We start from the raw sequence: 22749 nt of genomic DNA, 5'->3' as shown, positions 1-22749 counted from the left end.
AAGGCGCAGCCGCCTAAGCTGACGGCATGCTGATCCTCGCGGCCACACCGATCGGCAACCTCGGCGATGCGTCGGACCGCCTCCGCCGCGCGCTGGCGGACGCTCCCGTCATCGCGGCGGAGGACACCCGCACGACCCAGCGGCTGCTCGCCGCCCTCGGGGTCGAGAACCGCCCGCGACTGATCGCCCTGCACGATCACAACGAGAAGGGCAAAGCGGCGGAGATCGTCGAGCTCGCCCGCGAGCACGATGTCCTCCTCCTCAGCGATGCCGGAATGCCGACGGTGAGCGATCCCGGGTTCTCCGTCGTCGCGCGCGCAGCCGTCGAGGGGGTCGCCGTCACGGTGATCCCGGGTCCGAGCGCGGTGCTGACCGCGCTCGCCGCCTCGGGGCTGCCGACCGACCGCTTCACCTTCGAGGGGTTCCCACCCCGCAAGGCCGGCGAACGCGACGCGCTCTTGGCGGAGCTGTCGACGGAGCGCCGCACCATGGTGTTCTTCGAGGCTCCGTCGCGCATCGCCGAGACCCTCGCCGCCCTCGCCCGCGCCTTCGGCCCCGAACGGCCCGCGGCGGTCTGCCGAGAACTCACGAAACTCCACGAGGAGATCCGACGGGGCCCGCTGGGCGAGCTGGCCGAGTGGGCCGGCGACGGAGTGCGCGGCGAGATCGTCGTGGTGGTGGCCGGCGCCGAGCGTCGCGGGGTGTCGCTCGCCGATGGTGTCGCCGAGGTGGCGGACCTCGTCGCGGGGGGGATGAGGTTGAAGGATGCCGCGGCCGACGTGGCCGGCCAGACGGGCCTGTCGCGCAGAGATCTCTACGAAGCGGCGCTGGCGGCACGTCACACGGCGGCCGGCGTCAGCCGGTCCACCTAGAATTCTCGGGTGACTTCCGGCCGATCCTTCTACATCACGACGCCGATCTACTACCCGAGCGACGTGCCCCACATCGGCCACGGCTACACCACCGTCGCCGTGGACGCGCTGGCGCGCTGGCATCGGCAGGCCGGTGACGACACGTGGATGCTGACCGGCACCGACGAGCACGGGCAGAAGATGCTGCGGGCGGCCGCCGCCAACGGGGCGACCCCGCAGGAGTGGGTGGATCGGCTGGTGGCGGAGTCGTGGTTCCCGCTGCTGAAGACCCTGGATGTCGCCAACGACGACTTCATCCGCACCACCCAGCCCCGGCACGAGGAGCGGGTGCGCCAGTTCGTTCAGGCGATCTACGACCGCGGGTACATCTACGCCGGCGAGTTCGAGGCGCTGTACTGCGTGGGCTGCGAGGAGTTCAAGACCGAGTCCGAGATCGTCGACGGCACCGGCGCGTTCGAGGGCTTGAAGGTGTGCGCGATCCACTCCAAGCCGCTCGAGCTCCTGCAGGAGAAGAACTACTTCTTCAAGCTCAGCGAGTTCACCGAGCCGCTGCTGAAGCTCTACGCCGACACCCCCGACTTCATCCGGCCCGAGTCGGCGCGCAACGAAGTCATCTCGTTCGTCAAGCAGGGGCTGAAGGACCTGTCGATCTCGCGGTCGACGTTCGACTGGGGCATCAAGGTGCCGTGGGACGAGACCCATGTCATCTACGTGTGGGTCGACGCGCTGCTCAACTACGCCACCGCCGTCGGCTTCGGCTCCGATCCGGAGGAGTTCGCCCGGCGCTGGCCGGCCTACCACGTCGTGGGCAAGGACATCCTGCGCTTCCACGCCGTCATCTGGCCCGCCATGCTGATGGCGGCCGGGGTCGAGGTGCCCCGCGGCGTCTTCGCCCACGGCTGGCTGCTGGTCGGCGGCGAGAAGATGTCGAAGTCGAAGCTCACGGGGATCGCGCCCGCCGAGATCACCGACGTCTTCGGGTCGGACGCGTACCGGTTCTACTTCCTCTCGGCGATCGCCTTCGGCCAGGACGGCTCGTTCTCGTGGGAGGACCTCTCGGCCCGCTACCAGGCGGAGCTCGCCAACGGCTTCGGGAACCTCGCCTCGCGCACCACGGCGATGATCGCCCGCTACCGGGAGGGCATCGTGCCGCCCGCGGGGGAGGAGACCGACGGCGACCGGATCATCCGCGACACGGTCGCGGCGGCGACGGAGCGGGCGGATGCCGCGATCGAGCGGTTCCGGCTCGACGAGGCGATCGCCGCGATCTGGACGATCGTGGATGCGCTGAACCTCTACATCACCGAGAACGAGCCCTGGGTGCTCGCGAAGGACGACGGATCTCGCGGCCGTCTCGACACGGTGCTGTACACCGCCGCCGAGGGTCTTCGCGCCCTTGCCGTTCTGCTGTCGCCGATCATGCCCATCGCCACCGAGAAGCTCTGGGTGGGTCTGGGGGCTGCCGAGTCGCTGGGCCGCCTGCAGGATCAGCCGCTCCGCGACGCGGGGCGCTGGGGGCAGCTCCGCCCGGGCACGAGCGTCAACGCCCTCTCGCCCCTCTTCCCGCGGGTCGAGCAGCCGGGAGACGGCAAGCCCGGAGCGGCGAAGGCGTGACCGACCCGAGCGGATACATCCGCGAGCGCCACAACGACGGATCGCGGGACGTACGCTGGCCCGCCGCGCCCGAGCCGCTGCGCGTGCCCGTGTACGACAATCACGCGCACCTGGAGATCGTCGACGGTGACGAGCCGCTCGACCTGGATTCCCAGCTCGCCCGTGCCCGGGCCGTCGGCGTCATCGGGGTGGTGCAGGCCGGGGGCGACATCGATTCCAGCCGCTGGTCGGCCGCTGCCGCGGCATCCCATCCCGACGTCCTCGCCGCGGTCGCCATCCACCCGAACGAAGCACCGGCCTACGCCGAGGCCGGACGACTCGACGAGGCCATCGGCGTGATCGACGCGCTGGCCGCCGAACCCCGTGTCCGCGCGATCGGCGAGACGGGCCTGGACTTCTTCCGCACCGGCGAAGAGGGTCTCGCCGCGCAGCACACCTCCTTCGAGGCGCACATCTCTCTGGCCAAGAAGCACGGGATCGCGATGCAGATCCACGACCGTGAGGCGCATGAGGCCGTCCTGGAGACGCTCGGCCGGGTGGGTGCGCCCGACAGGACGGTGTTCCACTGCTTCTCGGGCGACGCCGAGATGGCGCGCCGCTGCGCCGACGAGGGGTACTACCTGTCGTTCGCGGGCAACGTCACGTTCAAGAACGCGCAGAACCTGCGCGACGCCCTGAAAGTGACGCCGCGGGAGCGGGTGCTGGTCGAGACCGACGCTCCCTTCCTCACCCCGACGCCGCACCGCGGACGACCCAACGCGCCCTACCTCATTCCGGTGACCGTGCGATTCCTCGCGGCCGAACTCGAGGTCGACGTCGACGAGCTGTGCGCTCAGGTCGCCCAGAATACCCTCGCCGTCTACGGCCCGTTCACGGATTGAGCGTCGATGAGCGAGGTGTGGGACCTCATCGATGAGACCGGGCGGCCGCTCGGGCGGACGCACCGCCGGGATGATCCGACCCTTCCCGAGGGGTCGTTCCACCTCGTCGTGTCGGTGTGCGTCGTCCGGCGGGACGGGCGGGTGCTGACCTCGCGCCGCGCCGCGGTCAAGGACTGGCCGCTCGCGTGGGAGTTCCCGGCCGGCAGCGCGCTGGTCGGCGAGACGAGCCGGGAGGCGGCGGTCCGCGAACTCGCCGAGGAGACGGGCGTCGTCGTCGACCCCGCGTCTCTCGAACTCGTGGGTCGCGTTCGGGAGGAGCAGGCCCTCTTCGACCTCTACGTCGCGCGCGTCATCGATCCGGAGGTGGATCCAGACCCTGCCGAGGTCGTCGAGACCGAGTGGGCGCACCTCGACGCGGTCTTCGCCCGGACCGATGCGGGCGAGATGGCCGGCCCGTGGGTGCGACGCCTGCGCGAACTCGGCGAGACGCTCCGGACGCGGATCGCGAACTGACGGTGCTCAGACCGCGGATGCCGCGGGGCCGCCGTCGCGCGCAGGAGGGGCGGCGGCGATGTGGGAGATCGGCCGCCACACCAGCGCGAGGGTGATCGCCGAACCCGCGAACGCGAACCACCAGGGCCCGGTCGGACCCCAGATCTGCGCGATCACGCCGCCGAGGAACTGGCCGATCACCAGTCCGCCGAACACCCCGACCATGTTCACCGAGGCGATCCGCCCCTGGAGCGGCATCGGCACGAGGCGCTGGCGCACGGTGGTGGAGATCGTCCCCCAGACGAAGGCGTAGAGTCCGAAGCCGAACATGAGCACGAACGCGACGGCCGGCACCGTGGTCAGCGCGAAAGCGAGATGCATGAGGACCTCGCAGGTGAGGACCACGCGCATGAGTGTGGCGAAGGGGACCTTCCTCTCCAGGAAGCCGAAGCTGAAGATCGCGATGATCCCGCCGAGGGCCGAGGCCGTCGTCAGCGCCCCGTATCCGACCGGCCCCATGCCCAGGTACTCGGTGGCGTACAGCACGAGCACCCCCCAGGGTGCTGCCCACGTGACGTTGAAGACGAGGATGATGACCACGAGCGTCCGCACCGGCGCATTGTGGCGGAGCCAGCCGAGGCCCTCCCGGATGGCGCGGATCTTCGATTCGCGCTCGGCCTCACCGGAATCGGGCACGGGGGTGCGCGCGATCCGCGAGATGAGCAGGATCGCCAGGCTGACGCAGAACACCTGCAGCAGGAACGGAAGGAACGATCCGGCGGCGAAGAGGAAGGCGCCCAGCGGCGGTCCCGCCAGCTGATTGCCGACGAGGAAGCCGGCCTGCATCCGCGCGTTCCCGATGCCGAGATCGGCCGGACGGACGAGCATCGGCAGAAGCGTGCTCCCGGCCGTGTCGGCGAACACCTCGGCGGTGCCGTAGAGGAAGGACGTCACCAGCACCAGCCACACGGTCGCCTGTCCGGTGAGGAGGAACACGACGAGCCCGAGGATCACGAGGGCGCGCAGGGCGTTGGCGAGCATCACCAGACGGCGCCGGTCGTGGTGGTCGGCCACCGCCCCCGCGAGCAGGCCGAACAGCAGCCACGGAAGGAACTGCATCATGGCGCCGGCGGCGACGAGGATCGGAGACGACGTCAGCGACGCGATGAGCAGGGGAGCGGCGGCCAGCGCGATGCCGTCGCCGAGGTTGCTCGTCCACGACGACGCCAGCAGCCACCGGAAGTCTCGCCCGAGGCGACGCGGTGCGACGAAGTCGCCGAGGGAGGGCATCCGATCATCCTACGATCGGATGCCGCGCCGAACGGCCCCGGTCAGGCGCTGCGGCCGGCCTTGACGCGCTCCTTCGCGACGAACAGCGTCTCGGTCTGCTCCAGCTCCATGCCCTTCGTCTCGGGGATCTTCAGCAGAACGTAGACGAAGGACAGCCCGGCGAAGATCGCGTACATCGCGTAGGTGAGGGGCAGGGACCAGCTCGACATCGCCGGGAAGCTCACGGTGATGAGGAAGTTGGCGATCCACTGAGCCCCGGCGGCGACGCCGAGCGCCTTGCCGCGGATGCGGCTCGGGAAGATCTCGCCGAGCAGCACCCAGACCAGCGGGCCCCACGACGCACCGAAGCCGATGACGAACAGGTTCGCCGCGACGAGGGCGATCGGACCCCAGGCGCCGGGCAGGCTCACCTCGCCGTCGACGGTCTCGGCGAAGGCGAACGACAGCGCCATGGCGCCGAGCGACACGGTCATCATCACCGATCCGGTGAGGAGGATGGGCTTGCGTCCCACGCGATCGACGAGCACGATCGCCACGATCGTCACGAGCACGTTCGTCACCGAGGTGATCACACTGATCAGCAACGAGTTCTGCTCGGTGAACCCGACCGCACGCCACAGCGTCGTGGAGTAGTAGAAGATCACGTTGATGCCGACGAACTGCTGGAACACCGACAGGATGATGCCGACCCAGACAATTCCCTGAAGCCCGAACCGGGGTCCGCGCAGCGAGACGCCCTTGGACTTCTTGTCGGCGGCGATGGCCTGCTCGAGGTCTTTCATCGTCTGGTTCAGGTCGGCCTCGGGCACCAGCCTCGCGAAGATCGCACGCGCTTCGTCGTACTTCCCCTGCGAGATGAGGAACCGCGGCGACTCGGGCATCGTGAACGCCAGCACGCCGTAGACGATCGCGGGCACGGCCTCGACCAGCAGCATCCATCGCCAGGCTTCGAGGCCCAGCCACAGCTGCGAGGAGGCGCCTCCGGCGACGCCGGCGAGCAGCGCGTTGGAGAGGAGAGCCCCGAAGATACCGAGCGTGATCGCGAGCTGCTGCAGCGAACCGAGGGTGCCACGGATCTGCCGCGGCGCGACCTCCGCGATGTAGGCGGGGGCGACCACCGAGGCGATGCCGATGCCGAGGCCGCCGATGAAGCGCCACACGGTCAGGTCGATCGCGCTGAAGGCCAACCCCGACCCGATCGCGCTGACGAAGAAGAGCACGGAGCCCATGAGCATCACCCGGAGGCGGCCCCAGCGGTCGCTGAGCACGCCGGCCAGCACCGCGCCGAGCGCGCACCCGAGAAGCGCGACCGCCACCACGAAGCCGGTGATGACCGCGGTGAGGTCGAACTGGCTCTCGATCGAGTCGACCGCGCCGTTGATCACGGACGAGTCGAAGCCGAAGAGGAAACCGCCGACCGCCGCGGCGATCGACAGAGCCACCGCGCGGCGACCGAACGGGCTGCGCATGGAGAAGGCCTGGGTGGGAATCGACGCTGAGGAGCTCACGTGGGTCACCCTAGTCCTGCGCGTTTCCGGGAGATGGGGCTTGCGCGGCGAGTCACTAGGGTGGAAGTCATGGCCGTCACCCTTCTCGGCGCGGGCGAGATCCGTGCACTGGCCGCCGAACTGGACGTCACCCCCACGAAGAAGCTGGGTCAGAACTTCGTGGTCGACGCCAACACGGTCCGCCGTATCGTCCAGGTGGCGCGGGTGGCTTCGGGCGAACACGTCGTCGAGGTCGGACCGGGGCTGGGGTCGCTGACCCTCGCCATCCTCGACGCCGGCGCGGAGGTGACCGCCGTCGAGATCGATCATCGCCTGGCCGCGCGGCTGCCGGGCACGGCCGCGGCTCATGGCGCGGCGCCAGGGTCGCTGCACGTCATCGATGCCGACGCGCTGGCCGTCACCGACCTCCCCGGCGACCCCTCCGTCCTGGTCGCCAACCTCCCGTACAACGTGTCGGTGCCCGTCCTGCTGCACTTCCTCGAGACTTTTCCGGCGCTCCAGCGCGGGGTGGTGATGGTCCAGGCCGAGGTGGGGGAGCGGCTCGCTGCGGCGCCGAGGACCAAGGCGTACGGCTCCCCGAGCGTCAAGGCCTCGTGGTACGGACCGTGGCGGTTGGCGGGGAACGTGCCGCGCCAGGTGTTCTGGCCCGTTCCGAACGTGGACAGCGTGCTCGTGGCGTTCGAGCGCCGGGACGAACCGATCGGGACGGAGGACGAGCGTCGGGCGACCTTCGCGCTCATCGACGCCGCGTTCGGCCAGCGCCGGAAGATGCTCCGTCAGGCCCTGGCAGGAGTGCTCGGCGGGAGTTCCGCCGAGGCATCCGCGGTCCTGGAGGCGGCGGGGGTCGCTCCCACCGCCCGCGGTGAGGAGCTCGTGGTGGACGACTTCCTGCGCATCGCGCACGTCGTCGGGGCCCGGCCCTCGTCCTGACGACATCGTGTGTATACGGGGTGTGCCGCCCGTGTTCACCTCACGGCACCCTACGGTTTAGATGTCCGGCTAGCATCGGACGAACCCGACCGCCAAGGGGGCGGAGAACGAAGTGGACAGACTCCTCGCCGAGTACCCCAGACCCGAACGCGTGCTCCTGCACCTCAGCGACACGCATCTCAGAGCCCATGGCTCGCGCCTGTACGACCGCATCGACGCCGAAGAACGGCTGGAGCGCGCACTGACGGCGATCACCGATTCCGGGGTGAGGCCTCACGCGCTGGTCTTCACCGGTGACCTCGCGGATCACGGTGAGCCCGAGGCCTATGACCGCGTCCGCAGCCTGGTCGAGCCGGTGGCGGAGGCGATCGGTGCGCGCGTGATCTGGGTGATGGGGAACCATGACGAGCGGGCGGCGTTCCGTGAAGGGCTGTGGGGTCGACCGGATGACTCGGGCCGGCCGGTCGACCGGGTCGACGAGATCGACGGCCTGCGCATCGTGACCCTCGACACGAGCGTCCCCGGCAGGCACCACGGCGAACTGACCGATGCGCAGCTGTCGTGGCTCCGCCGGGTGCTGGCGGTGCCGGCGCCGCTCGGCACCATCCTGGCGATGCACCACCCGCCCGTGCCGAGCGTGCTCGATCTCGCCGCGAGCGTCGAGCTTCGCGACCAGGCGAGGCTCGCCGAGGTCATCCGAGCCGGCGACGTCCGCGCCATCCTCGGCGGGCACCTGCACTACTCCACCTTCGCGACGTTCGCCGGGGTCCCCGTCTCGGTCGCCTCGGCGACGTGCTACACCCAAGACCTGACCGTGCCTGTCGGCGGAACGCGAGCGCAGGACGCGGCGCAGGCGTTCAACGTCGTCCACATCTACGACGACACCGTTGTGCACTCGGTCGTCCCGGTCGATGCCGGCCCGATCCTGGACTTCGTCGACGCGGCAGAGTCGCGACGCCGCCTGGACGACGCCGGCGTCGAGCTCCGAGGCGCCGAGGAGATCGACGCCGACGCGATCAACGGGAGTTCGCCGCCGACGTCCCCGCTGCCGGTGCTGCAGTGACCTCGTCACGCTCCCACGGGGCGCGCACCGGGAAGTAGCGCTCGAGACTGTCGCGGATCGCGCGGATGCGCACCTCCTCGGGCAGCTCGGGCACGCTGCCGTCGTTCAGGCAGAACATGTCGGTGTCGCGGCGGGCCAGAAGTCTCTCCATCCGACGCAGCGAGGCGAGCTGCGTCGTCTGGATGTACCGGACCCGGGGCTTGGTCGTCACGATCGCGCGCCCGGTCAGCAGGGCGTAGTAGTGATACAGGCTGTTGGTCACCGAGATGTCGGTGGCCGACCGGAACGGGCTGCCCGCGGTGCGGGCGTAGTCGTCGGCGAACTCGCGTTCGAGCTCGTAGGCGACGGATCGGCGCATCGGTACCGCGCAGTGCTCGAGGTCGTGGGTGATCAGGCGTCCGAAGCGCTCGCGCAACAGGGCGCGGTTGACGCGGAGGCCGTTGTCGTGGCCACTGCGTTCAGGACGTGGGTCGCCGGTGCCGATACGCACCCGGCTTTCGACGAAGGTGCTGACACCCCCCGGGGAGAAGAAGAGCTCGGGATCCACCGGCCGCCCGAAGAACATGTCGTCGTTGCTGTAGAGGAAGTGCTCGGCGAGCCCGTCGATACGGTGCAGCTGCGCCTCCACGGCGTGAGAGTTGTGCGTGGGCAGCGCGCCGGGGTCTGCGAAGAACTCCTCGCTCCTGACGATCGTGACCCGAGGGTGGTCGGCCAGCCACGCGGGAGCGGGGGAGTCGGTGGCGATGAAGATCCGCCGCACCCAGGGCGCGTGCATGAAGACGCTCCGCAGCGCATACTTCAGCTCGTCGATCTGCCGATACCGCGCGGGGGCGTCGTCGCCGTCGCCCACGACGTAGCTCTGCATGCGCGCCGCGCGGCTGCGCTGGAATTCGCTGGATGACCCGTCGACCCACGAGAAGACCATGTCGACATCGCCTGAGAACTCCGTCGCGTGCGTTTCGTACATGCCCGAGAGGGTGCGCCAGCGCCGGCCGTGACGTTCGACCGTGGTGTACGACACGTCGTCGGCGGCCATCGTCCGGCGGGTGAGGAGCGTCGGCCGCGGCGCCTCGACCAGCTCGGCGCCGGACCGCCAGAGGTCGACGCGGGTCCCCGAGGACGATCCGTACCGGAGAGTGCCGCCGGGGGTGACCCGCGGCCGGAAGACGGTGACGGTGGCAAGGCCCACCGGTTCGGCGAGGGTGTGAAGCGGCACCGCATCCTCGCCGGGGGTTCGCGCATAGAACGGTTCGTCGGCACCCAGCCGGCGGAGGGCGTCGTATGCTCGCGAGCCTTCCTCGACGTCGACGACGAGACGATCGCGACGCTCGGCGTCCCGAACCAGCAGCACGCCGATCCCGTGGGAGGCCAGTGCATCGGCGACGGCGAGAAGGTCGGCCACCGCCGCCTCGCTCACCGGGAGCGTGTCGTGGACGGTGTGCAGCATCCCGTCGACGAGACGGACGTCATCGCGGGCGAGCAGATTCGTCCAGGGATCGCTCATCGACGGAAGGGGAGCGACACGTGCCATGGGAACCTCCTCGCGAAGTCAGGTAGGGGTGCACCCCGAGTGGGGCACCGGACAACTGTAGTTCGCCTTCTGTTTCCTCGGCGTTTCACCGGATCCGGGCCGCGGGTGCGGGGACCCGCCCTCGCCGTGGGCGATAGCCTCGATGCATGACCGTGGACCCTGCCGGCCCCGCCGATCGCGTCCACGTCCGTGCTCCCGGGAAGCTCAACGTGTTCTTCGAAGTCGGAGCGGTGCAGCCCGACGGCTACCACGACGTCGCCTCCGCCTATCAGGCCGTGTCGCTCGTCGAGGATCTGTGGGCCGAACACGACGACGATTTCTCGCTGACGGTGTCGGGATCGGTGTCCGTCTCCGGTGTGCCGGTGGACGACCGCAACCTCGCCCTGCGGGCCGCCCGGCTGGTCGCCGCCGAGATCGGTCACCGCGGGGGCGTGCGGCTGCACATCGACAAGCACGTGCCCGTGGCGGGCGGCATGGGCGGGGGATCCGCGGATGCCGCGGCCGCGCTGGTCGCCTGTGACGCCCTGTGGGGCGCCGAGCTCGGGTCATCCGGACTGCACCGGCTCGCGCGCCGCCTCGGCGCCGATGTGCCTTTCGCCCTCATGGGCGGGACGGCCATCGGCACGGGCCGGGGCGACCAACTGAATCGCGCCCTCGCCAAGGGGCGGTTCGACTGGGTCGTCGTGACCTCGGAGGACGGACTGTCGACACCCGAGGTCTACGGGCACCTCGATGTGATGAGGGGGCGCTCCGACATCGCTCCGCCGCCGCGCGCTCCCGACGTCGATCCCGGCGTGCTCCAGGCGCTGCGCATCGGGGACGCCGTCGCGCTCGCCGCCCATGTGCGCAACGACCTGCAGGCGGCGGCGCTGTCGCTGCGCCCCGACCTCAGGGACGTCCTCGAGCTCGGCGAGGGGTCCGGCGCCCTGGTCGGCATCGTCTCGGGGTCGGGACCGACGCTGGCCTTCCTCGCGGCCGATCCCGAATCGGCGCTCGAGCTGCAGGTCGCGCTGAGCGTCGCGGGTCACCACGCGCTGCACGTCCACGGCCCGGTCGCCGGGGCGCGGATCGTGCCGGAGTAAGTCGCGATTCGACCCCGGTGTCGGCGGCGTCGGCTAGCGTGATCAGGGTCCGTCGCTCCGGCGGCGGATCCACGCGACCTCGAGAGGACCCCATGAAGGCAGTGCTTGACGGAACGGTGATCGCCGAGGCGTCGAAGGACGACCTCGTCTCGATCGAGGGGAACTGGTACTTCCCGCCCTCCAGCGTGGTCGACGGCGTCCTGGTGAACAGCCCCACTCCGTACACCTGTCCGTGGAAGGGCGAGTGCCAGTACTACGACGTGACCTCGGGCGAGGGAGCGTTGAAGGACCGCGCGTGGTCGTACCCGACCCCGTACCCGACCGCGATCGAGCGCGTCGGCAAGGACTTCTCCGGCTATGTCGCGTTCTGGAAGGAAGTCCAGGTCGTCGACTGAGGCGACCGGACGCACGTGCCATGATCGAATTCCGAGGCGTCACCAAGCGTTTCCCCGACGGCACGGAAGCGGTCCGATCCTTCGACCTCGTCGTGCCTGCTCACACGACCACCGTCTTCGTCGGCTCTTCGGGATGCGGCAAGACGACGCTCCTGCGCATGATCAACCGGATGGTCGATCCCAGCCACGGCACGATCCTCATCGACGGCGAAGACATCGCCGGTCGCGACCCCGTGAAACTGCGCCGCAGCATCGGGTACGTCATGCAGAACTCTGGGCTTCTGCCGCATTTCACGGTCGCCGAGAACATCGCCACCGTTCCCGTGCTCGAGGGAATGAACCGGAAGAAGGCCCGCGCGCAGGCGCTCGAGCTGATGGACACCGTCGGCCTCGACCGGGGGATGGCCGACCGCTATCCCAGCCAGCTCTCCGGTGGGCAGCAGCAGCGCGTCGGCGTCGCGCGTGGCCTCGCCGCGAACCCCAACATCCTTCTCATGGACGAGCCCTTCGGCGCTGTCGATCCGATCGTCCGGGCCGAGCTCCAGGAGGAACTGCTCCGCATCCAGCGCGACGTCGCCAAGACGATCGTGTTCGTCACCCACGACATCGACGAGGCGTTCCTGCTCGGCGATCAGGTGGTCATTCTGGAGAAGGGCGCACAGGTCGCCCAGCGCGGCACCCCCGACGAGATCATCGAGGCACCCGCCACCGATTTCGTCGCCTCCTTCATCGGAGCCGACAGGGGCAAGCGCGCGCTGCGGCTGAAGCAGACGCCGCACGGGACGGTGGTGGTCGACGGCGAGGGACGCACCCAGGGAGCTCTCATCGAGGACGGCGCTCGCACGTGACCTGGGTGCTGGACAATCTCGACCTGATCGGCGAACTCGCCCTCGTCCACATCCGACAGAGCATCATCGCTCTCGTCGTGGGGTTCATTCTCGCCGTACCGCTGGGTTGGGTGGCGTGGCGATACCGGCTTCTGCGCGGATGGGTGATCACCATCACCGGGTTGCTCTACACCATCCCATCGCTGGCTCTGCTCATCCTCCTCCCGACGATCTTCGGGTACAGCGCGATCAGCGAGCCGAATCTCATCATCGCCCTGACGATCTACGCGATCGCCATCCTCGTCCGCGCCGTGGCGGACGGTCTCGACTCGGTCGACCTTCCGGTACGTCAGTCGGCCACCGCGGTCGGCTACAGCGGATTCCGTCGCTTCTGGGCCGTGGAGTTCCCCCTCGCCGGGCCGGTCGTGCTGGCCGGGCTTCGCGTCGCTGCCGTGAGCACGGTCTCCCTCGCAACCGTGGGGATCCTCGTCGGGGTGACCAATCTCGGGTACCTCTTCACGAACGGTCTCCAGCGCCGCATCATCCCCGAGGTGCTCGCGGGTATCGTCGCAGTCGTGGTCATCGCGCTCGTCATCGACGGGCTGCTCGTCCTCGCCGGCCGCGTTCTCATGCCGTGGACCCGCCGCGCCACTGTGGGTGCTGGTGCGACCTCGCGCTCATCGCTGACCCGAGAGGCGGCAGCATGAGTCTGTTCCTCGACGCTCTCGCGTGGATCTTCTCCCCGGACCGACTGCAGGGGCCGTACGCTCTTCAGGTTCTGCTCGGCCAGCAGCTGCTGTACACCTTCGTGGCAGTCGCCATCGCCGCGGTCGTCGCCATTCCCCTCGGATGGGCCATCGGGCACACGGGTCGCGGCCGTGACATCGCCGTCGGCATCTCCGGCGCGGCGCGCGCCATCCCTTCGTTCGGTCTGCTCATCCTTCTGGTGCTCCTCCTCGGCGTTCTTCGACGACCTGAGGCAGCGGTCATCACCTTCGTCGTCCTGGCCATCCCGTCTCTGCTGGCGGGCGCCTACACGGGTCTCGAAGCGATCGACCGTCGGGTGATCGATGCCGCCCGCGCGATGGGGATGACCGAATGGCAGATCCTGTGGAAGGTAGAAGTGCCGCTGGGTCTGCCTCTGCTCATCGGTGGGCTCCGCGCCGCCACCCTGCAGGTCGTCGCGACGGTCACGATCGCCGCGTACGTCAACCTCGGCGGGCTCGGATGGCCCATCATCCAGGGCATCCCGCTCCAGAGATTCGATCAGGTCCTCGGAGGCGCGATCCTCGTGGCGATCCTCGCCCTCGTCCTGGACGCCCTGCTCGCACTCCTCCAACGTGCCGTGGTGCCGCGGGGGGTCGACCCAGGGCGGAAGGAACGTCGGAGTTCCTCCCGCGAAGCTGCGTCCGACTCGACGGATGACACGGGCCCCGACCCACGCGATGTCTCTCTCGCCTCGGCGGGATGAGCCCCCAGACCTCACCAGGAAGGAAATCACATGTTCACAGCACGACAGCAGCGCCTGACCGGCGCCGCGGCCCTTGTGGCCGCCGCGAGCCTTTTCCTCGCCGGATGCGCATCATCCAACCCGCTCGACGACGCCGGCGAGAGCCCGGCGGAGGGCGGCGATTCCAGCACGATCGTCGTCGGTTCACAGGCCTACTACTCCAACGAGATCATCGCCGAGATCTACGCGCAGGCCCTGGAGAACGCCGGATTCGAGGTGGAGCGCCAGTTCCAGATCGGCCAGCGCGACGCCTACATCCCCGCTTTGGAGAGCGGTGAGGTGAATCTCTTCCCCGAGTACAGCGGCAACCTGCTGCAGTACTTCGACGAGGAGACCACGGCTCGCACCGCGGAAGAGGTCTACGCCGCTCTGCCCGACGCGCTTCCCGAGGGGCTGACGGTGCTCGACCAGTCCACCGCCAGTGACCAGGACTCGTACACCGTGACCGCCGCGTTCGCCGACGAGTACTCGCTGACCTCGATCGCCGACCTCGCGAACGTCGACGTGCCGCTGACTCTGGGCGGGCCGCCCGAGCTCGCCGAGCGTCCCTACGGCCCCCAGGGCCTCGCCGACACCTACGGTGTCGACGTGTCCTTCTCGGCGACCGGTGACACCACGGTCGAAGACCTCGTGGCCGGCACCGTCAACGTTGCGAACGTCTTCACCGCAGACCCGCGGATCCAGACCGAAGACCTCGTCGTGCTCGACGACCCCGAGGGTCTGTTCCTCGCCTCGAACGTGGTGCCGGTCGTCAGCGCCGACATCGCCGACGAGATCGCCGACGTCATCAATCAGGTGAGCGCCGCGCTGACCCCGGAGGCGCTCGTCGCCCTCAACGTCCAGAGCACGGTCGATCAGCTCTCCAGCGACGACATCGCCACCCAGTGGCTCGAGGAGAACGGCATCTCCTGAGCTGGGCGGAGTGGGGGGGGCACTGACCGGCGTGCGCCTGTCGGTGCCCCTCACTAGCGTGGTGGGCATGGATGCTTCTGCTGCCGATGCCCATCTCGCGCGCGACGTGGATTCGATCTCTCGAGAACGCCTCCATGCTCAGGGCCTCGAGATGAGGTTGGTGACCGGCGACGCCGACCGTGAGGCTTTCATCCAGGTCGTCGCGCGCGGTTTTCTCGATCCCGAACTGACCGAGGATCAGGTGCGCGAGACGCGCGCACGCGGAGACTACCGGCGGATGACAGGGGTGTACGACCCGCAGACGCCGACGGCGTCGGCGCCCGTGGCCACGAGTGCTTCGTGGTTGTCGGAACTCACCCTCCCCGGCGGCGGTGTCCTGCCGGGCAGCGCCGTGAGCGCCGTCTCGGTCGCGCCCACCCATCGGCGCCGTGGGATCGCGCGCGCCCTGCTCGAGGCGGAGCTGCGCAGCGCCGTCGCCGGCGGCGTGCCGCTGGCGATGCTGACTGTCAGCGAAGCCACGCTCTACGGCCGTTACGGCTTCGCCCCGGCGGCTCCGGCGGCCAGCTGGGTCATCGACACCAAGCGGGCCGGATGGCGCGGACCCGGCCGATCCGGCCGCGTGGACTTCATCTCACGAGAGACCTGGCGCGAGATTGCGCCCGGCCTGCACGAGGAGGTGCGCCTGCGTTCGGCCGGTGAACTGGAGATCCCCGCCGGCCACTGGGACAGTTTCGCGGGCACGCGGCCCGACGCCAAGGACCCCGGGAAGCGGCGGGCGATCCAATGGCGTGACGATGCCGGAGCGGTGCGGGGTGCAGCGCTGTACACCGTGACCGAGAACAGCGATGACTGGACCAAGTCCCGCGTCGACCTGTCCTCGCTCATCGCCGTCACGCCCGCGGCCAACGCGGCGCTCTGGCGTTTCCTCCTCGAGCTCGACCTCATCGGCGAAGTCCGCGCCGGCGAACTCGCCGTCGACGAACCGCTGTGGTGGATGATCGCCGACCAGCGCGCCGCGACGATCACCGTTCGCGACCACCAGTACGTGCGGATCATCGACGTCCCCCGCGCGCTCGAGGCGCGGACCTACACGGGTTCCGGCGATGTCGTGCTCGACGTCGAGGACTCCCTGGGCCTGTCCACCGGTCGCTGGTATCTGCGAGTGGTCGACGGCATCGGAACCGTCGAAGACGTCGGCGATTCCGCCTCGGCCGCCCCGGTCATGCGCCTCGGGATCGAGGAGCTGTCGGCGATCTACCTCGGTGGCGTGTCGGTGACGACCCTGGCCGCCGCCGGTCGGCTCACCGTCGACGACGCCGATCTCGTGGCGCCGCTCTTCCTGACACCACGCGCGCCACGCCTGAGCTTCTGGTACTGAGGGTCTGGTCTGCGAGCCCGACCGCGGGGCCATAGCCTGGAAGGGATATGGCGCATCTTCTCGGGGCTGAAGCCCTGCACCTGGAATTTCCCACGAAGGTCGTCTTCGACGGCATCTCCCTCGGCATCGACGAGGGGGACCGCATCGGCGTCGTGGGTCGAAACGGCGACGGCAAATCGACCCTGCTGGCCATGCTCGCCGGACGGCTCGAGCCCGATTCGGGCCGCGTGACCGTCAGGCGGGGTGTGCGCGTCGGCGTCCTCGACCAGTCCGACACCCTGGATGACGCCCACACCGTCCGCTTCGCCGTGGTCGGCGACCGCCCCGATCACGAGTGGGCAGGCGATCCGCGTGTGCGCGATGTGATCGCCGGCCTCCTCGAAGGACTGGACTGGGAGGGTCCGGTCACCGGCCTCTCCGGCGGACAGCGCCGCCGCGTCGCCCTGGCCGCCCTTCTGGTCGGCGACTGGGATGTGCTCTTCCTCGACGAACCGACCAACCACCTCGACGTCGAGGCGATCGCATGGCTCGCCGACCACATCCGCCGCCGGTGGCCGGCGAACCAGGGCGGGCTCCTGGTCGTCACCCACGACCGCTGGTTCCTCGACGAGGTCTGCACCATGACATGGGAGGTGCACGACCGCATCGTCGAACCGTTCGAGGGCGGGTACGCCGCCTACATCCTGCAGCGCGTCGAGCGCGACCGGCAGGCTGCGGCGATCGAGGCGCGACGCCAGAACCTCGCTCGCAAGGAGCTGGCGTGGCTGCGTCGCGGGGCGCCGGCCCGAACGTCCAAGCCCAAGTTCCGCATCGACGCCGCCAACGCCCTGATCGAAGACGTGCCCGAGCTGCGCGATCCGGTCGCGCTGCAGGCTCTGGCGATCACCCGACTCGGCAAGGACGTCGTCGATCTGCTCGACGTCTCGGTCGTCTACGACGACGGCGCGACCCGCACCGAGGTCTTCCACGACGTCGAATGGCGCATCGCGCCGGGGGAGCGCACCGGCATCCTGGGGGTCAACGGCGCGGGCAAGTCCACGCTGCTCTCGCTCATCTCCGGCGAGCTGGAGCCCACGTCCGGGCGGGTCAAGCGGGGGAAGACCGTGCGGGTGGCCATCCTCAGCCAGCGCATGGACGAGCTCGATCCCCACCTGGATGATCCCGTCCGCGTGGTCATCTCGGGCCTGCGGACGACCTACACCCTCGGCGCCGGGTCGAAGGCCCAGGAGCTCTCACCCGGGCAGCTGCTGGAGCGGATGGGATTCTCCAGCGCTCAGCTGTCCACTCCGGTCCGAGACCTCTCGGGCGGTCAGAAACGGCGCCTGCAGCTGCTGCTCATCCTGCTGTCCCAGCCCAATGTGCTGATCCTCGACGAGCCGACCAATGATCTCGACACCGACATGCTGGCCGCGCTCGAAGATCTGCTGGACTCCTGGCCCGGCACACTCATCGTCGTCTCGCACGATCGATACTTCATGGAGCGGGTGACCGACCAGCAGTACGCGCTGCTGGGGGGTCGGCTCCGGCATCTGCCGGCAGGCGTCGATGAGTATCTGCGGCTGCGCGCTGCGGGGCGGATCTCTCCAGCGGCGACGCCGGCTTCCTCCGAGCCGACGGCGTCGCCGACCACCGCGACGCTCACCGGAGCCGAGCTTCGCGCGGCGCAGAAGGAGGCCGCCGCGCTCGAACGGCGGATCGAGAAGCTCGAGAAGGAAGTGTCGCGCGCGAAGATCGCCCTGGCCGACCACGACCAGTCCGACTATGCGGGTCTGTCCGCGGAGATGAGTCGCATCGGCGCCCTCGAGGCCGAGCGCGACACCACGGAAGAGCGCTGGTTCGCCCTCATCGAGCAGATCGGCTGACGCTCACGCATCGAAACCCAGGCTGAGTTTTCTCAGCAGTCCGGCGAGGCGATCCCGATCTCCTCGCGACAGCGCGCCGAGAAGGAGCGCTTCGGCATCGACCAGGCGCGTGATCGCGGCGTCGACGCGGGTGCGTCCCTCCTCGGTGAGCGTCACCAGGATGCTCCTCCCGTCGCCGGGGTCGGCTTCCCGGCGTACGAGTCGTCGGCCCACGAGGCGGTCGATGCGATTGGTCATCGTGCCGCTGGAGACGAGAGTCTGCTGCAGCAGCTGCTTGGGGCTCAGCTGGAACGGCTCGCCGGCCCGTCGCAATGCCGACAGGACGTCCCACTCCCACGGCTCCAGCTCGCTGCGGCGGAACGCTTCACGCCGGGCGCGATCAAGATGCCGCGACAACCTGTCCACCCGGGAGAGCACCTCCAGGGGTGAGAAATCGAGGTCGGGACGCTGCGCGTCCCACGCCTCGACGATGCGGTCGACTTCGTCCGACTCTCGGGGCATGCATCCACTCTGGCAGACTTGTCGGGCGCCCTCTGCGGGCGCGGTCCGCCGTGGTGTAATGGCAGCACGACAGCCTTTGGAGCTGTGAGGTCTAGGTTCGAGTCCTGGCGGCGGAGCATGACCGATACGACCCCCTCCTCCTCTTCCCTCTCGGTGATCGTCCTGGCCGCCGGGCAGGGCACACGGATGAAGTCCTCCACGCCGAAGGTGCTCCACCGCATCGGCGGCCGCTCGCTGCTCGGTCACGTCCTGCAGACCGCGGCAGGACTCGGCCCCCGGAGCACGGCCGTCGTCGTGCGTCACGAACGCGATCTCGTCGCGTCCGAGGCGGTCGAGGTGTCCCCCGGAGCGGTGATCGTCGATCAGGACGAGGTTCCGGGCACGGGGCGTGCCGTCGAGCTCGGGCTGGAAGCGCTCGGCGAGGCCGACGACGACGTCCTGGTCCTCAGCGGCGACGTCCCGCTTCTCGACGCCCAGATGCTCGCCGCGCTCCTCGACACCCACCGTCAGCGCCGGGCCGCGGCGACCCTCCTGACGGCCGTGCTCGAGGACGCCTCGGGCTATGGACGGGTCATCCGCTCGGGCGACGACACCGTCGCGCGGATCGTGGAGCAGAAGGATGCCGCTCCCGACGAACTCGCGGTCACCGAGATCAACGCGGGGGTCTACGTCTTCCAGGTGTCTTCGCTCCGACGCGAGCTGGCACGGGTGGGCACCGCGAACGCCCAGGGTGAGAAGTACCTCACCGACGTCATCGGTCTGCTGCGCGAGGCGGGGCTGCCCGTCGCGGCGGTCACCGCGCCCGACGCCGCCGCCGCCCTCGGGGTGAACGATCGCATCCAGCTGTCGGAGGCGGCACGCACGCTGAACGCCCGCACCGTCCGTTATTGGCAGCGCGAAGGCGTGACCGTGATGGATCCGGCCACGACCTGGATCGATGTCACCGCGACCCTTTCGCCCGATGTCACTCTGCTGCCGGGCACGCACGTCCTGCGGGCGACCGTCATCGGCGAGGGAGCCGTCGTCGGCCCTGACACCACCCTCGTCGACTGCGAGGTGGGCGAGAGGGCGACGGTCACCCGCACCGACGCGACGCTCGCCGTGATCGGCGCCGATGCGACGGTGGGACCGTTCGCGTACCTCCGCCCCAACGCCCGGCTGGGGGCCGGTGGGAAGATCGGCACCTTCGTCGAGGTGAAGAATTCCGAGATCGGCGCGCGAAGCAAGGTGCCGCACCTGTCGTACATCGGCGACACCACGATCGGCACCGGGGTCAACCTCGGCGCCGGCGCGATCACGGCCAACTACGACGACCTGGCCAAGCACCGCACCGAGATCGGCGACGAGGTCCACAGCGGCTCGCACAACGTCTTCGTCGCGCCCGTTAGGATCGGAGACGGCGCGAAGACCGGAGCCGGCGCCGTCATCCGCAAAGATGTCCCCGCCGGTGCTCTGGCCCTGAGTGTTGCCCCTCAGCGCAACGTCGAGGGGTGGGTCGAGAAGAACAGGCCCGGGACGGCCGCGGCCGAGGTCGCAGCGCGAGCCCGGACGTCACAGAAAGCGGACGATGGCTCGCAAAACGAAGACAGTTGATCTCGACCGCGACAACGACATCGCCCCCGGTATCGTCGCCAAGACCAAGAAGCGGCTCGTCGTCGCAGCCGGTCGCTCGCACCAGACCCTCGCCACCGAGGTCGCAGCGGGCCTGGGCACGCAGCTCGTGCCCACCGAGTACCGCACCTTCGCCTCCGGGGAGATCCTGACGCGATTCGAGGTGTCGATCCGCGGATGCGACTTCTTCCTCGTTCAGAGCTTCGGTCCGCCGGTCAACGAGTGGCTGATGGAGACTCTCATCATGCTCGACGCGGCGAAGAGGGCCTCGGCGAAGCGCATCACCGTGGTCGCGCCGTACTACCCGTACAGCCGGCAGGACAAGAAGGGCCGCGGGCGCGAGCCGATCAGTGCGCGCCTCGTCGCCGACCTGCTCCGCACCGCGGGTGCCGATCGCGTAATGAGCGTCGACCTCCACGCCGCGCAGATCCAGGGCTTCTTCGACGGTCCGGTGGATCACCTCTTCGCCAAGCCCGTGCTGCTGGAGTATTTCCGCGACACCCTCAGCGCCGCCGACCGCGCCAAGCTGACCGTCGTCTCGCCCGACACCGGCCGCGTCCGCGTCGCCGACACCTGGTCGGACAGCCTCGGCGCGCCGCTGGCCATCATCCACAAGCGTCGCGATCCGAACGTGGCGAACCAGGTCACGGTCAACGAGATCGTCGGCGAGGTGAAGGGACGCGTCTGCCTCCTCGTCGATGACATGATCGACACCGGCGGCACGATCGTCAAGGCCGCCGAAGCGCTCAAAGCGAGCGGCGCGGAACGTGTCATCGTCGCCGCGACCCACGCGATCTTCAGCGACCCGGCCGCCCAGCGTCTGCGCAGCGAGTCGATCGACGAGGTCGTCGTCACCGACACCGTGCCGGTGCCGGACGAGAAGCGCTTCCCGGGCCTGACGATCCTCCCGATCGCGCCGCTGCTGGCCCGCGCGATCCGCGAGGTCTTCGAGGACGGCTCGGTCACGAGCATGTTCGACGGCGCTGCGTGAGCTGACTCTTTGCTGCGCCTGCGGCCGCTCAGAGCCACTCCATAGGGTGAGCGGGGCAGGATGACGGTATCCGACCCTTCCCCTGGAGGAACAATGATCCGTCTCGACCTCGCCCCTCGTCCCGTCCGCGTCGGCGCCGCCGGTGCCGGTGTCGTCGGAGCGCTTCTCCTGGCCGGATGCTCCGCCGGAGCGGCCGACGCCGGAACCCAGGATGCCGGGTCGAACAGCGACGCGGGCGCCACGTCGACCGACGGGCCGTACGCCGACGGCACCTACACCGCCGAGGGCACGTACAACACTCCCGAGTCCGTCGAGCAGATCACGGTGACCCTCACGCTGCAGGACGAGGTCGTCACCGACGTCAAAGTGACCGGAGACCCGCAGCGGCCGGAGTCGGAGCAGTACCAGTCGCAGTTCATCGGCGGGATCGCCGACGAGGTCGTGGGCCAGAACATCGACGACCTCTCCGTCGATCGCGTCGCGGGCTCATCGCTGACCAGCGGCGGCTTCAACGCGGCGGTCGAGGAGATCAAGGCCGAAGCGGCCGCGTGAGATGTCTTCGCCCAGCGCACCGGGCGCGACGACCGAGATCTGGCGGTTCGAGGCGATCGGCACCCGGTGGGAGGTCGGAACCGCCCACGCGCTGACCGCGGCTGACCGCGCGGCCGTGGCCGTCGCGATCGAGTCCTTCGATCGTGCCTGGTCGAGGTTCCGCGACGACTCCGTCGTGACCGTGCTCGCCGACCGCGGGGGAGCGGTGCCCGCTCCCACGGACACCGACCTGCTGCTCTCCCGTCTGACCGAGATCGCCGACGCGACCGGCGACGCGGTCAACCCCCTCGTCGGCGGGGTCCTCTCCCGCCGCGGCTACGACGCCCAGCTGACGCTGAACGATCGCGGCGCCGAACCCGCACCCGCCTGGCGCGACGTCCTGTCATGGACCTCCGACGCGCTGAGCCTCTCCCGCCCCGCGACGATCGATGTGGGCGCTCTCGGCAAGGGGCGGCTGGTCGACATCGTCCACGGCGTCCTCACCGAGCGGGTGGCGGGGCCCCTCGTCGTCGATGCGTCGGGAGATCTGCGGGTGAGCGGCGCCGATCTGCGCGTCGCCCTCGAGCACCCTTACGACAGCACCCGGGCGATCGGGGTCGTGACCGTATCGGGCGGAGCGGTCTGCGCGTCGGCGGTGAACCGGCGGCGCTGGGGCCAGGGCCTCCATCACGTGCTGGACGCGCGCACCGGTCAGCCGGTGCGCACGATCGCCGCGACGTGGACTTTCGCACCCGATGCCCTGACGGCGGATGCGATCGCCACCGCGCTGTTCTTCGACGGCGGCTCGGAGATCGCTCATCGGTGGGGCGTGGAGTGGGTGCGGATGACCACCGACGGCCGCGTCGAATGGTCGCCCGGCAACCCGGCCGATCTGTTCCGCCGGGCCGACACGGTGGCATCGTGAATGGGTTAACCGTGGGCGTCCGCGCCGCCGCCGCTCGGGTCTT

General features: G+C 69.6%; 22 protein-coding genes and 1 tRNA gene. 19 read left to right on the top strand and 4 right to left on the bottom strand.

Annotated elements, in window-relative coordinates; all coding sequences use genetic code 11:
* Window positions 1-26 precede the first annotated feature (26 nt).
* Genes rsmI through FBY40_RS12755 form a run of 4 tightly spaced genes read left to right on the top strand, consistent with a single transcriptional unit; the run spans window position 27 to window position 3880 of the window.
* Window positions 27-872 (top strand): 16S rRNA (cytidine(1402)-2'-O)-methyltransferase, encoded by an 846-nt coding sequence (gene rsmI / locus FBY40_RS12770; RefSeq protein WP_141939197.1) that lies wholly within the window; start codon window positions 27-29, stop codon window positions 870-872.
* 9 nt (window positions 873-881) lie between these two features.
* Complete coding sequence (metG, locus tag FBY40_RS12765) at window positions 882-2486, top strand: methionine--tRNA ligase (RefSeq protein WP_141939196.1); 1605 nt, start codon at window positions 882-884, stop codon at window positions 2484-2486.
* Window positions 2483-3367: a TatD family hydrolase gene (locus FBY40_RS12760; protein ID WP_141939195.1), complete on the top strand. Its 885-nt coding sequence runs from the start codon at window positions 2483-2485 to the stop codon at window positions 3365-3367. The genes metG and FBY40_RS12760 overlap by 4 nt, the downstream gene beginning before the upstream one ends.
* A 6-nt stretch (window positions 3368-3373) precedes the next feature.
* Complete coding sequence (locus tag FBY40_RS12755) at window positions 3374-3880, top strand: NUDIX hydrolase (protein ID WP_141939194.1); 507 nt, start codon at window positions 3374-3376, stop codon at window positions 3878-3880.
* A gap of 6 nt (window positions 3881-3886) precedes the next feature.
* On the opposite strand, the gene FBY40_RS12750 is transcribed toward FBY40_RS12755, so the two are convergent.
* Window positions 3887-5149: an MFS transporter gene (locus tag FBY40_RS12750; protein ID WP_141939193.1), complete on the bottom strand. Its 1263-nt coding sequence runs from the start codon at window positions 5147-5149 to the stop codon at window positions 3887-3889.
* Between the two features lie 41 nt (window positions 5150-5190).
* Entirely contained in the window at window positions 5191-6618 is a 1428-nt protein-coding gene (locus FBY40_RS12745) for a sugar porter family MFS transporter (protein WP_200830064.1), read from the bottom strand.
* A 108-nt stretch (window positions 6619-6726) separates the two neighbouring features.
* On the opposite strand from FBY40_RS12745, the gene rsmA reads away from it, so the two are divergent.
* Together rsmA and FBY40_RS12735 are read left to right on the top strand one after the other, a co-directional pair.
* A complete protein-coding gene (rsmA, locus tag FBY40_RS12740; RefSeq protein ID WP_141939191.1) occupies window positions 6727-7587 on the top strand; it encodes a 16S rRNA (adenine(1518)-N(6)/adenine(1519)-N(6))-dimethyltransferase RsmA in 861 nt (286 codons plus the stop codon).
* A gap of 112 nt (window positions 7588-7699) precedes the next feature.
* Window positions 7700-8650: a phosphodiesterase gene (locus FBY40_RS12735; protein WP_141939190.1), complete on the top strand. Its 951-nt coding sequence runs from the start codon at window positions 7700-7702 to the stop codon at window positions 8648-8650.
* Here FBY40_RS12735 and FBY40_RS12730 read toward each other — a convergent pair.
* Entirely contained in the window at window positions 8604-10181 is a 1578-nt protein-coding gene (locus tag FBY40_RS12730; RefSeq protein ID WP_141939188.1) for a stealth family protein, read from the bottom strand. The two genes, FBY40_RS12735 and FBY40_RS12730, sit on opposite strands and share 47 nt — an antisense overlap.
* Before the next feature lie 146 nt (window positions 10182-10327).
* On the opposite strand from FBY40_RS12730, the gene FBY40_RS12725 reads away from it, so the two are divergent.
* The 8 genes from FBY40_RS12725 (at window position 10328) to FBY40_RS12690 (ending at window position 18147) form a co-directional block, all read left to right on the top strand.
* The gene (locus FBY40_RS12725; RefSeq protein WP_141939186.1) at window positions 10328-11263 is read left to right on the top strand and encodes a 4-(cytidine 5'-diphospho)-2-C-methyl-D-erythritol kinase; all 936 of its coding nucleotides are present in this window, start codon (window positions 10328-10330) and stop codon (window positions 11261-11263) included.
* Between the two features lie 92 nt (window positions 11264-11355).
* Window positions 11356-11658, top strand: a complete 303-nt coding sequence (locus tag FBY40_RS12720; protein ID WP_141939184.1) for a DUF427 domain-containing protein — start codon at window positions 11356-11358, stop codon at window positions 11656-11658.
* Between the two features lie 20 nt (window positions 11659-11678).
* Entirely contained in the window at window positions 11679-12506 is an 828-nt protein-coding gene (locus tag FBY40_RS12715) for an ABC transporter ATP-binding protein (RefSeq protein ID WP_141939182.1), read from the top strand.
* Window positions 12503-13192, top strand: a complete 690-nt coding sequence (locus FBY40_RS12710; RefSeq protein ID WP_141939180.1) for an ABC transporter permease — start codon at window positions 12503-12505, stop codon at window positions 13190-13192. Before FBY40_RS12715 ends, FBY40_RS12710 begins: the two co-directional genes overlap by 4 nt.
* The gene (locus FBY40_RS12705; protein WP_141939178.1) at window positions 13189-13956 is read left to right on the top strand and encodes an ABC transporter permease; all 768 of its coding nucleotides are present in this window, start codon (window positions 13189-13191) and stop codon (window positions 13954-13956) included. The genes FBY40_RS12710 and FBY40_RS12705 overlap by 4 nt, the downstream gene beginning before the upstream one ends.
* 30 nt (window positions 13957-13986) lie before the next feature.
* Window positions 13987-14907, top strand: coding sequence for an ABC transporter substrate-binding protein (locus FBY40_RS12700; protein WP_141939177.1), 921 nt, complete (start codon window positions 13987-13989; stop codon window positions 14905-14907).
* A 67-nt stretch (window positions 14908-14974) separates the two neighbouring features.
* Window positions 14975-16285 (top strand): GNAT family N-acetyltransferase, encoded by a 1311-nt coding sequence (locus tag FBY40_RS12695; RefSeq protein ID WP_141939175.1) that lies wholly within the window; start codon window positions 14975-14977, stop codon window positions 16283-16285.
* A gap of 47 nt (window positions 16286-16332) precedes the next feature.
* A complete protein-coding gene (locus FBY40_RS12690) occupies window positions 16333-18147 on the top strand; it encodes an ABC-F family ATP-binding cassette domain-containing protein (protein ID WP_141939173.1) in 1815 nt (604 codons plus the stop codon).
* A 3-nt stretch (window positions 18148-18150) separates the two neighbouring features.
* On the opposite strand, the gene FBY40_RS12685 is transcribed toward FBY40_RS12690, so the two are convergent.
* On the bottom strand, window positions 18151-18648 hold the full coding sequence (locus FBY40_RS12685; protein WP_124293636.1) for a MarR family winged helix-turn-helix transcriptional regulator: 498 nt from the start codon (window positions 18646-18648) through the stop codon (window positions 18151-18153).
* A gap of 44 nt (window positions 18649-18692) precedes the next feature.
* Between FBY40_RS12685 and FBY40_RS12680 the strand changes: the two genes are divergently transcribed.
* The 5 genes from FBY40_RS12680 to FBY40_RS12660 all read left to right on the top strand — a co-directional run bounded on the left by FBY40_RS12680 (window position 18693) and on the right by FBY40_RS12660 (window position 22706).
* Window positions 18693-18764: transfer RNA gene (locus FBY40_RS12680), tRNA-Gln, on the top strand.
* 1 nt (window position 18765) lies between these two features.
* Window positions 18766-20241 (top strand): bifunctional UDP-N-acetylglucosamine diphosphorylase/glucosamine-1-phosphate N-acetyltransferase GlmU, encoded by a 1476-nt coding sequence (glmU, locus tag FBY40_RS12675; RefSeq protein WP_141939172.1) that lies wholly within the window; start codon window positions 18766-18768, stop codon window positions 20239-20241.
* Window positions 20216-21250, top strand: coding sequence for a ribose-phosphate diphosphokinase (locus FBY40_RS12670; RefSeq protein WP_141939170.1), 1035 nt, complete (start codon window positions 20216-20218; stop codon window positions 21248-21250). The genes glmU and FBY40_RS12670 overlap by 26 nt, the downstream gene beginning before the upstream one ends.
* 93 nt (window positions 21251-21343) lie before the next feature.
* Window positions 21344-21802: an FMN-binding protein gene (locus FBY40_RS12665; protein ID WP_141939168.1), complete on the top strand. Its 459-nt coding sequence runs from the start codon at window positions 21344-21346 to the stop codon at window positions 21800-21802.
* A 1-nt stretch (window position 21803) separates the two neighbouring features.
* Entirely contained in the window at window positions 21804-22706 is a 903-nt protein-coding gene (locus FBY40_RS12660; protein ID WP_141939165.1) for an FAD:protein FMN transferase, read from the top strand.
* The last annotated feature ends 43 nt before the right edge of the window (window positions 22707-22749 follow it).

The organism is Microbacterium sp. SLBN-154, from assembly GCF_006715565.1.
GTDB lineage: Bacteria > Actinomycetota > Actinomycetes > Actinomycetales > Microbacteriaceae > Microbacterium.
This window is presented reverse-complemented; position numbering and strand designations above follow the sequence as displayed.

Bases quoted from the DNA above. Each gene is read 5' to 3' on its own strand.
- FBY40_RS12685 (WP_124293636.1), bottom strand. From the start codon at position 18,648: ATGCCCCGAGAGTCGGACGAAGTCGACCGCATCGTCGAGGCGTGGGAC.
- FBY40_RS12660 (WP_141939165.1), top strand. From the start codon at position 21,804: ATGTCTTCGCCCAGCGCACCGGGCGCGACGACCGAGATCTGGCGGTTC.
- FBY40_RS12700 (WP_141939177.1), top strand. From the start codon at position 13,987: ATGTTCACAGCACGACAGCAGCGCCTGACCGGCGCCGCGGCCCTTGTG.
- FBY40_RS12665 (WP_141939168.1), top strand. From the start codon at position 21,344: ATGATCCGTCTCGACCTCGCCCCTCGTCCCGTCCGCGTCGGCGCCGCC.
- FBY40_RS12725 (WP_141939186.1), top strand. From the start codon at position 10,328: ATGACCGTGGACCCTGCCGGCCCCGCCGATCGCGTCCACGTCCGTGCT.
- FBY40_RS12755 (WP_141939194.1), top strand. From the start codon at position 3,374: ATGAGCGAGGTGTGGGACCTCATCGATGAGACCGGGCGGCCGCTCGGG.
- rsmI (WP_141939197.1), top strand. From the start codon at position 27: ATGCTGATCCTCGCGGCCACACCGATCGGCAACCTCGGCGATGCGTCG.
- FBY40_RS12715 (WP_141939182.1), top strand. From the start codon at position 11,679: ATGATCGAATTCCGAGGCGTCACCAAGCGTTTCCCCGACGGCACGGAA.
- FBY40_RS12670 (WP_141939170.1), top strand. From the start codon at position 20,216: ATGGCTCGCAAAACGAAGACAGTTGATCTCGACCGCGACAACGACATC.
- FBY40_RS12730 (WP_141939188.1), bottom strand. From the start codon at position 10,181: ATGGCACGTGTCGCTCCCCTTCCGTCGATGAGCGATCCCTGGACGAAT.
- glmU (WP_141939172.1), top strand. From the start codon at position 18,766: ATGACCGATACGACCCCCTCCTCCTCTTCCCTCTCGGTGATCGTCCTG.
- FBY40_RS12745 (WP_200830064.1), bottom strand. From the start codon at position 6,618: ATGCGCAGCCCGTTCGGTCGCCGCGCGGTGGCTCTGTCGATCGCCGCG.
- FBY40_RS12705 (WP_141939178.1), top strand. From the start codon at position 13,189: ATGAGTCTGTTCCTCGACGCTCTCGCGTGGATCTTCTCCCCGGACCGA.
- FBY40_RS12690 (WP_141939173.1), top strand. From the start codon at position 16,333: ATGGCGCATCTTCTCGGGGCTGAAGCCCTGCACCTGGAATTTCCCACG.
- FBY40_RS12720 (WP_141939184.1), top strand. From the start codon at position 11,356: ATGAAGGCAGTGCTTGACGGAACGGTGATCGCCGAGGCGTCGAAGGAC.
- FBY40_RS12695 (WP_141939175.1), top strand. From the start codon at position 14,975: ATGGATGCTTCTGCTGCCGATGCCCATCTCGCGCGCGACGTGGATTCG.
- rsmA (WP_141939191.1), top strand. From the start codon at position 6,727: ATGGCCGTCACCCTTCTCGGCGCGGGCGAGATCCGTGCACTGGCCGCC.
- FBY40_RS12750 (WP_141939193.1), bottom strand. From the start codon at position 5,149: ATGCCCTCCCTCGGCGACTTCGTCGCACCGCGTCGCCTCGGGCGAGAC.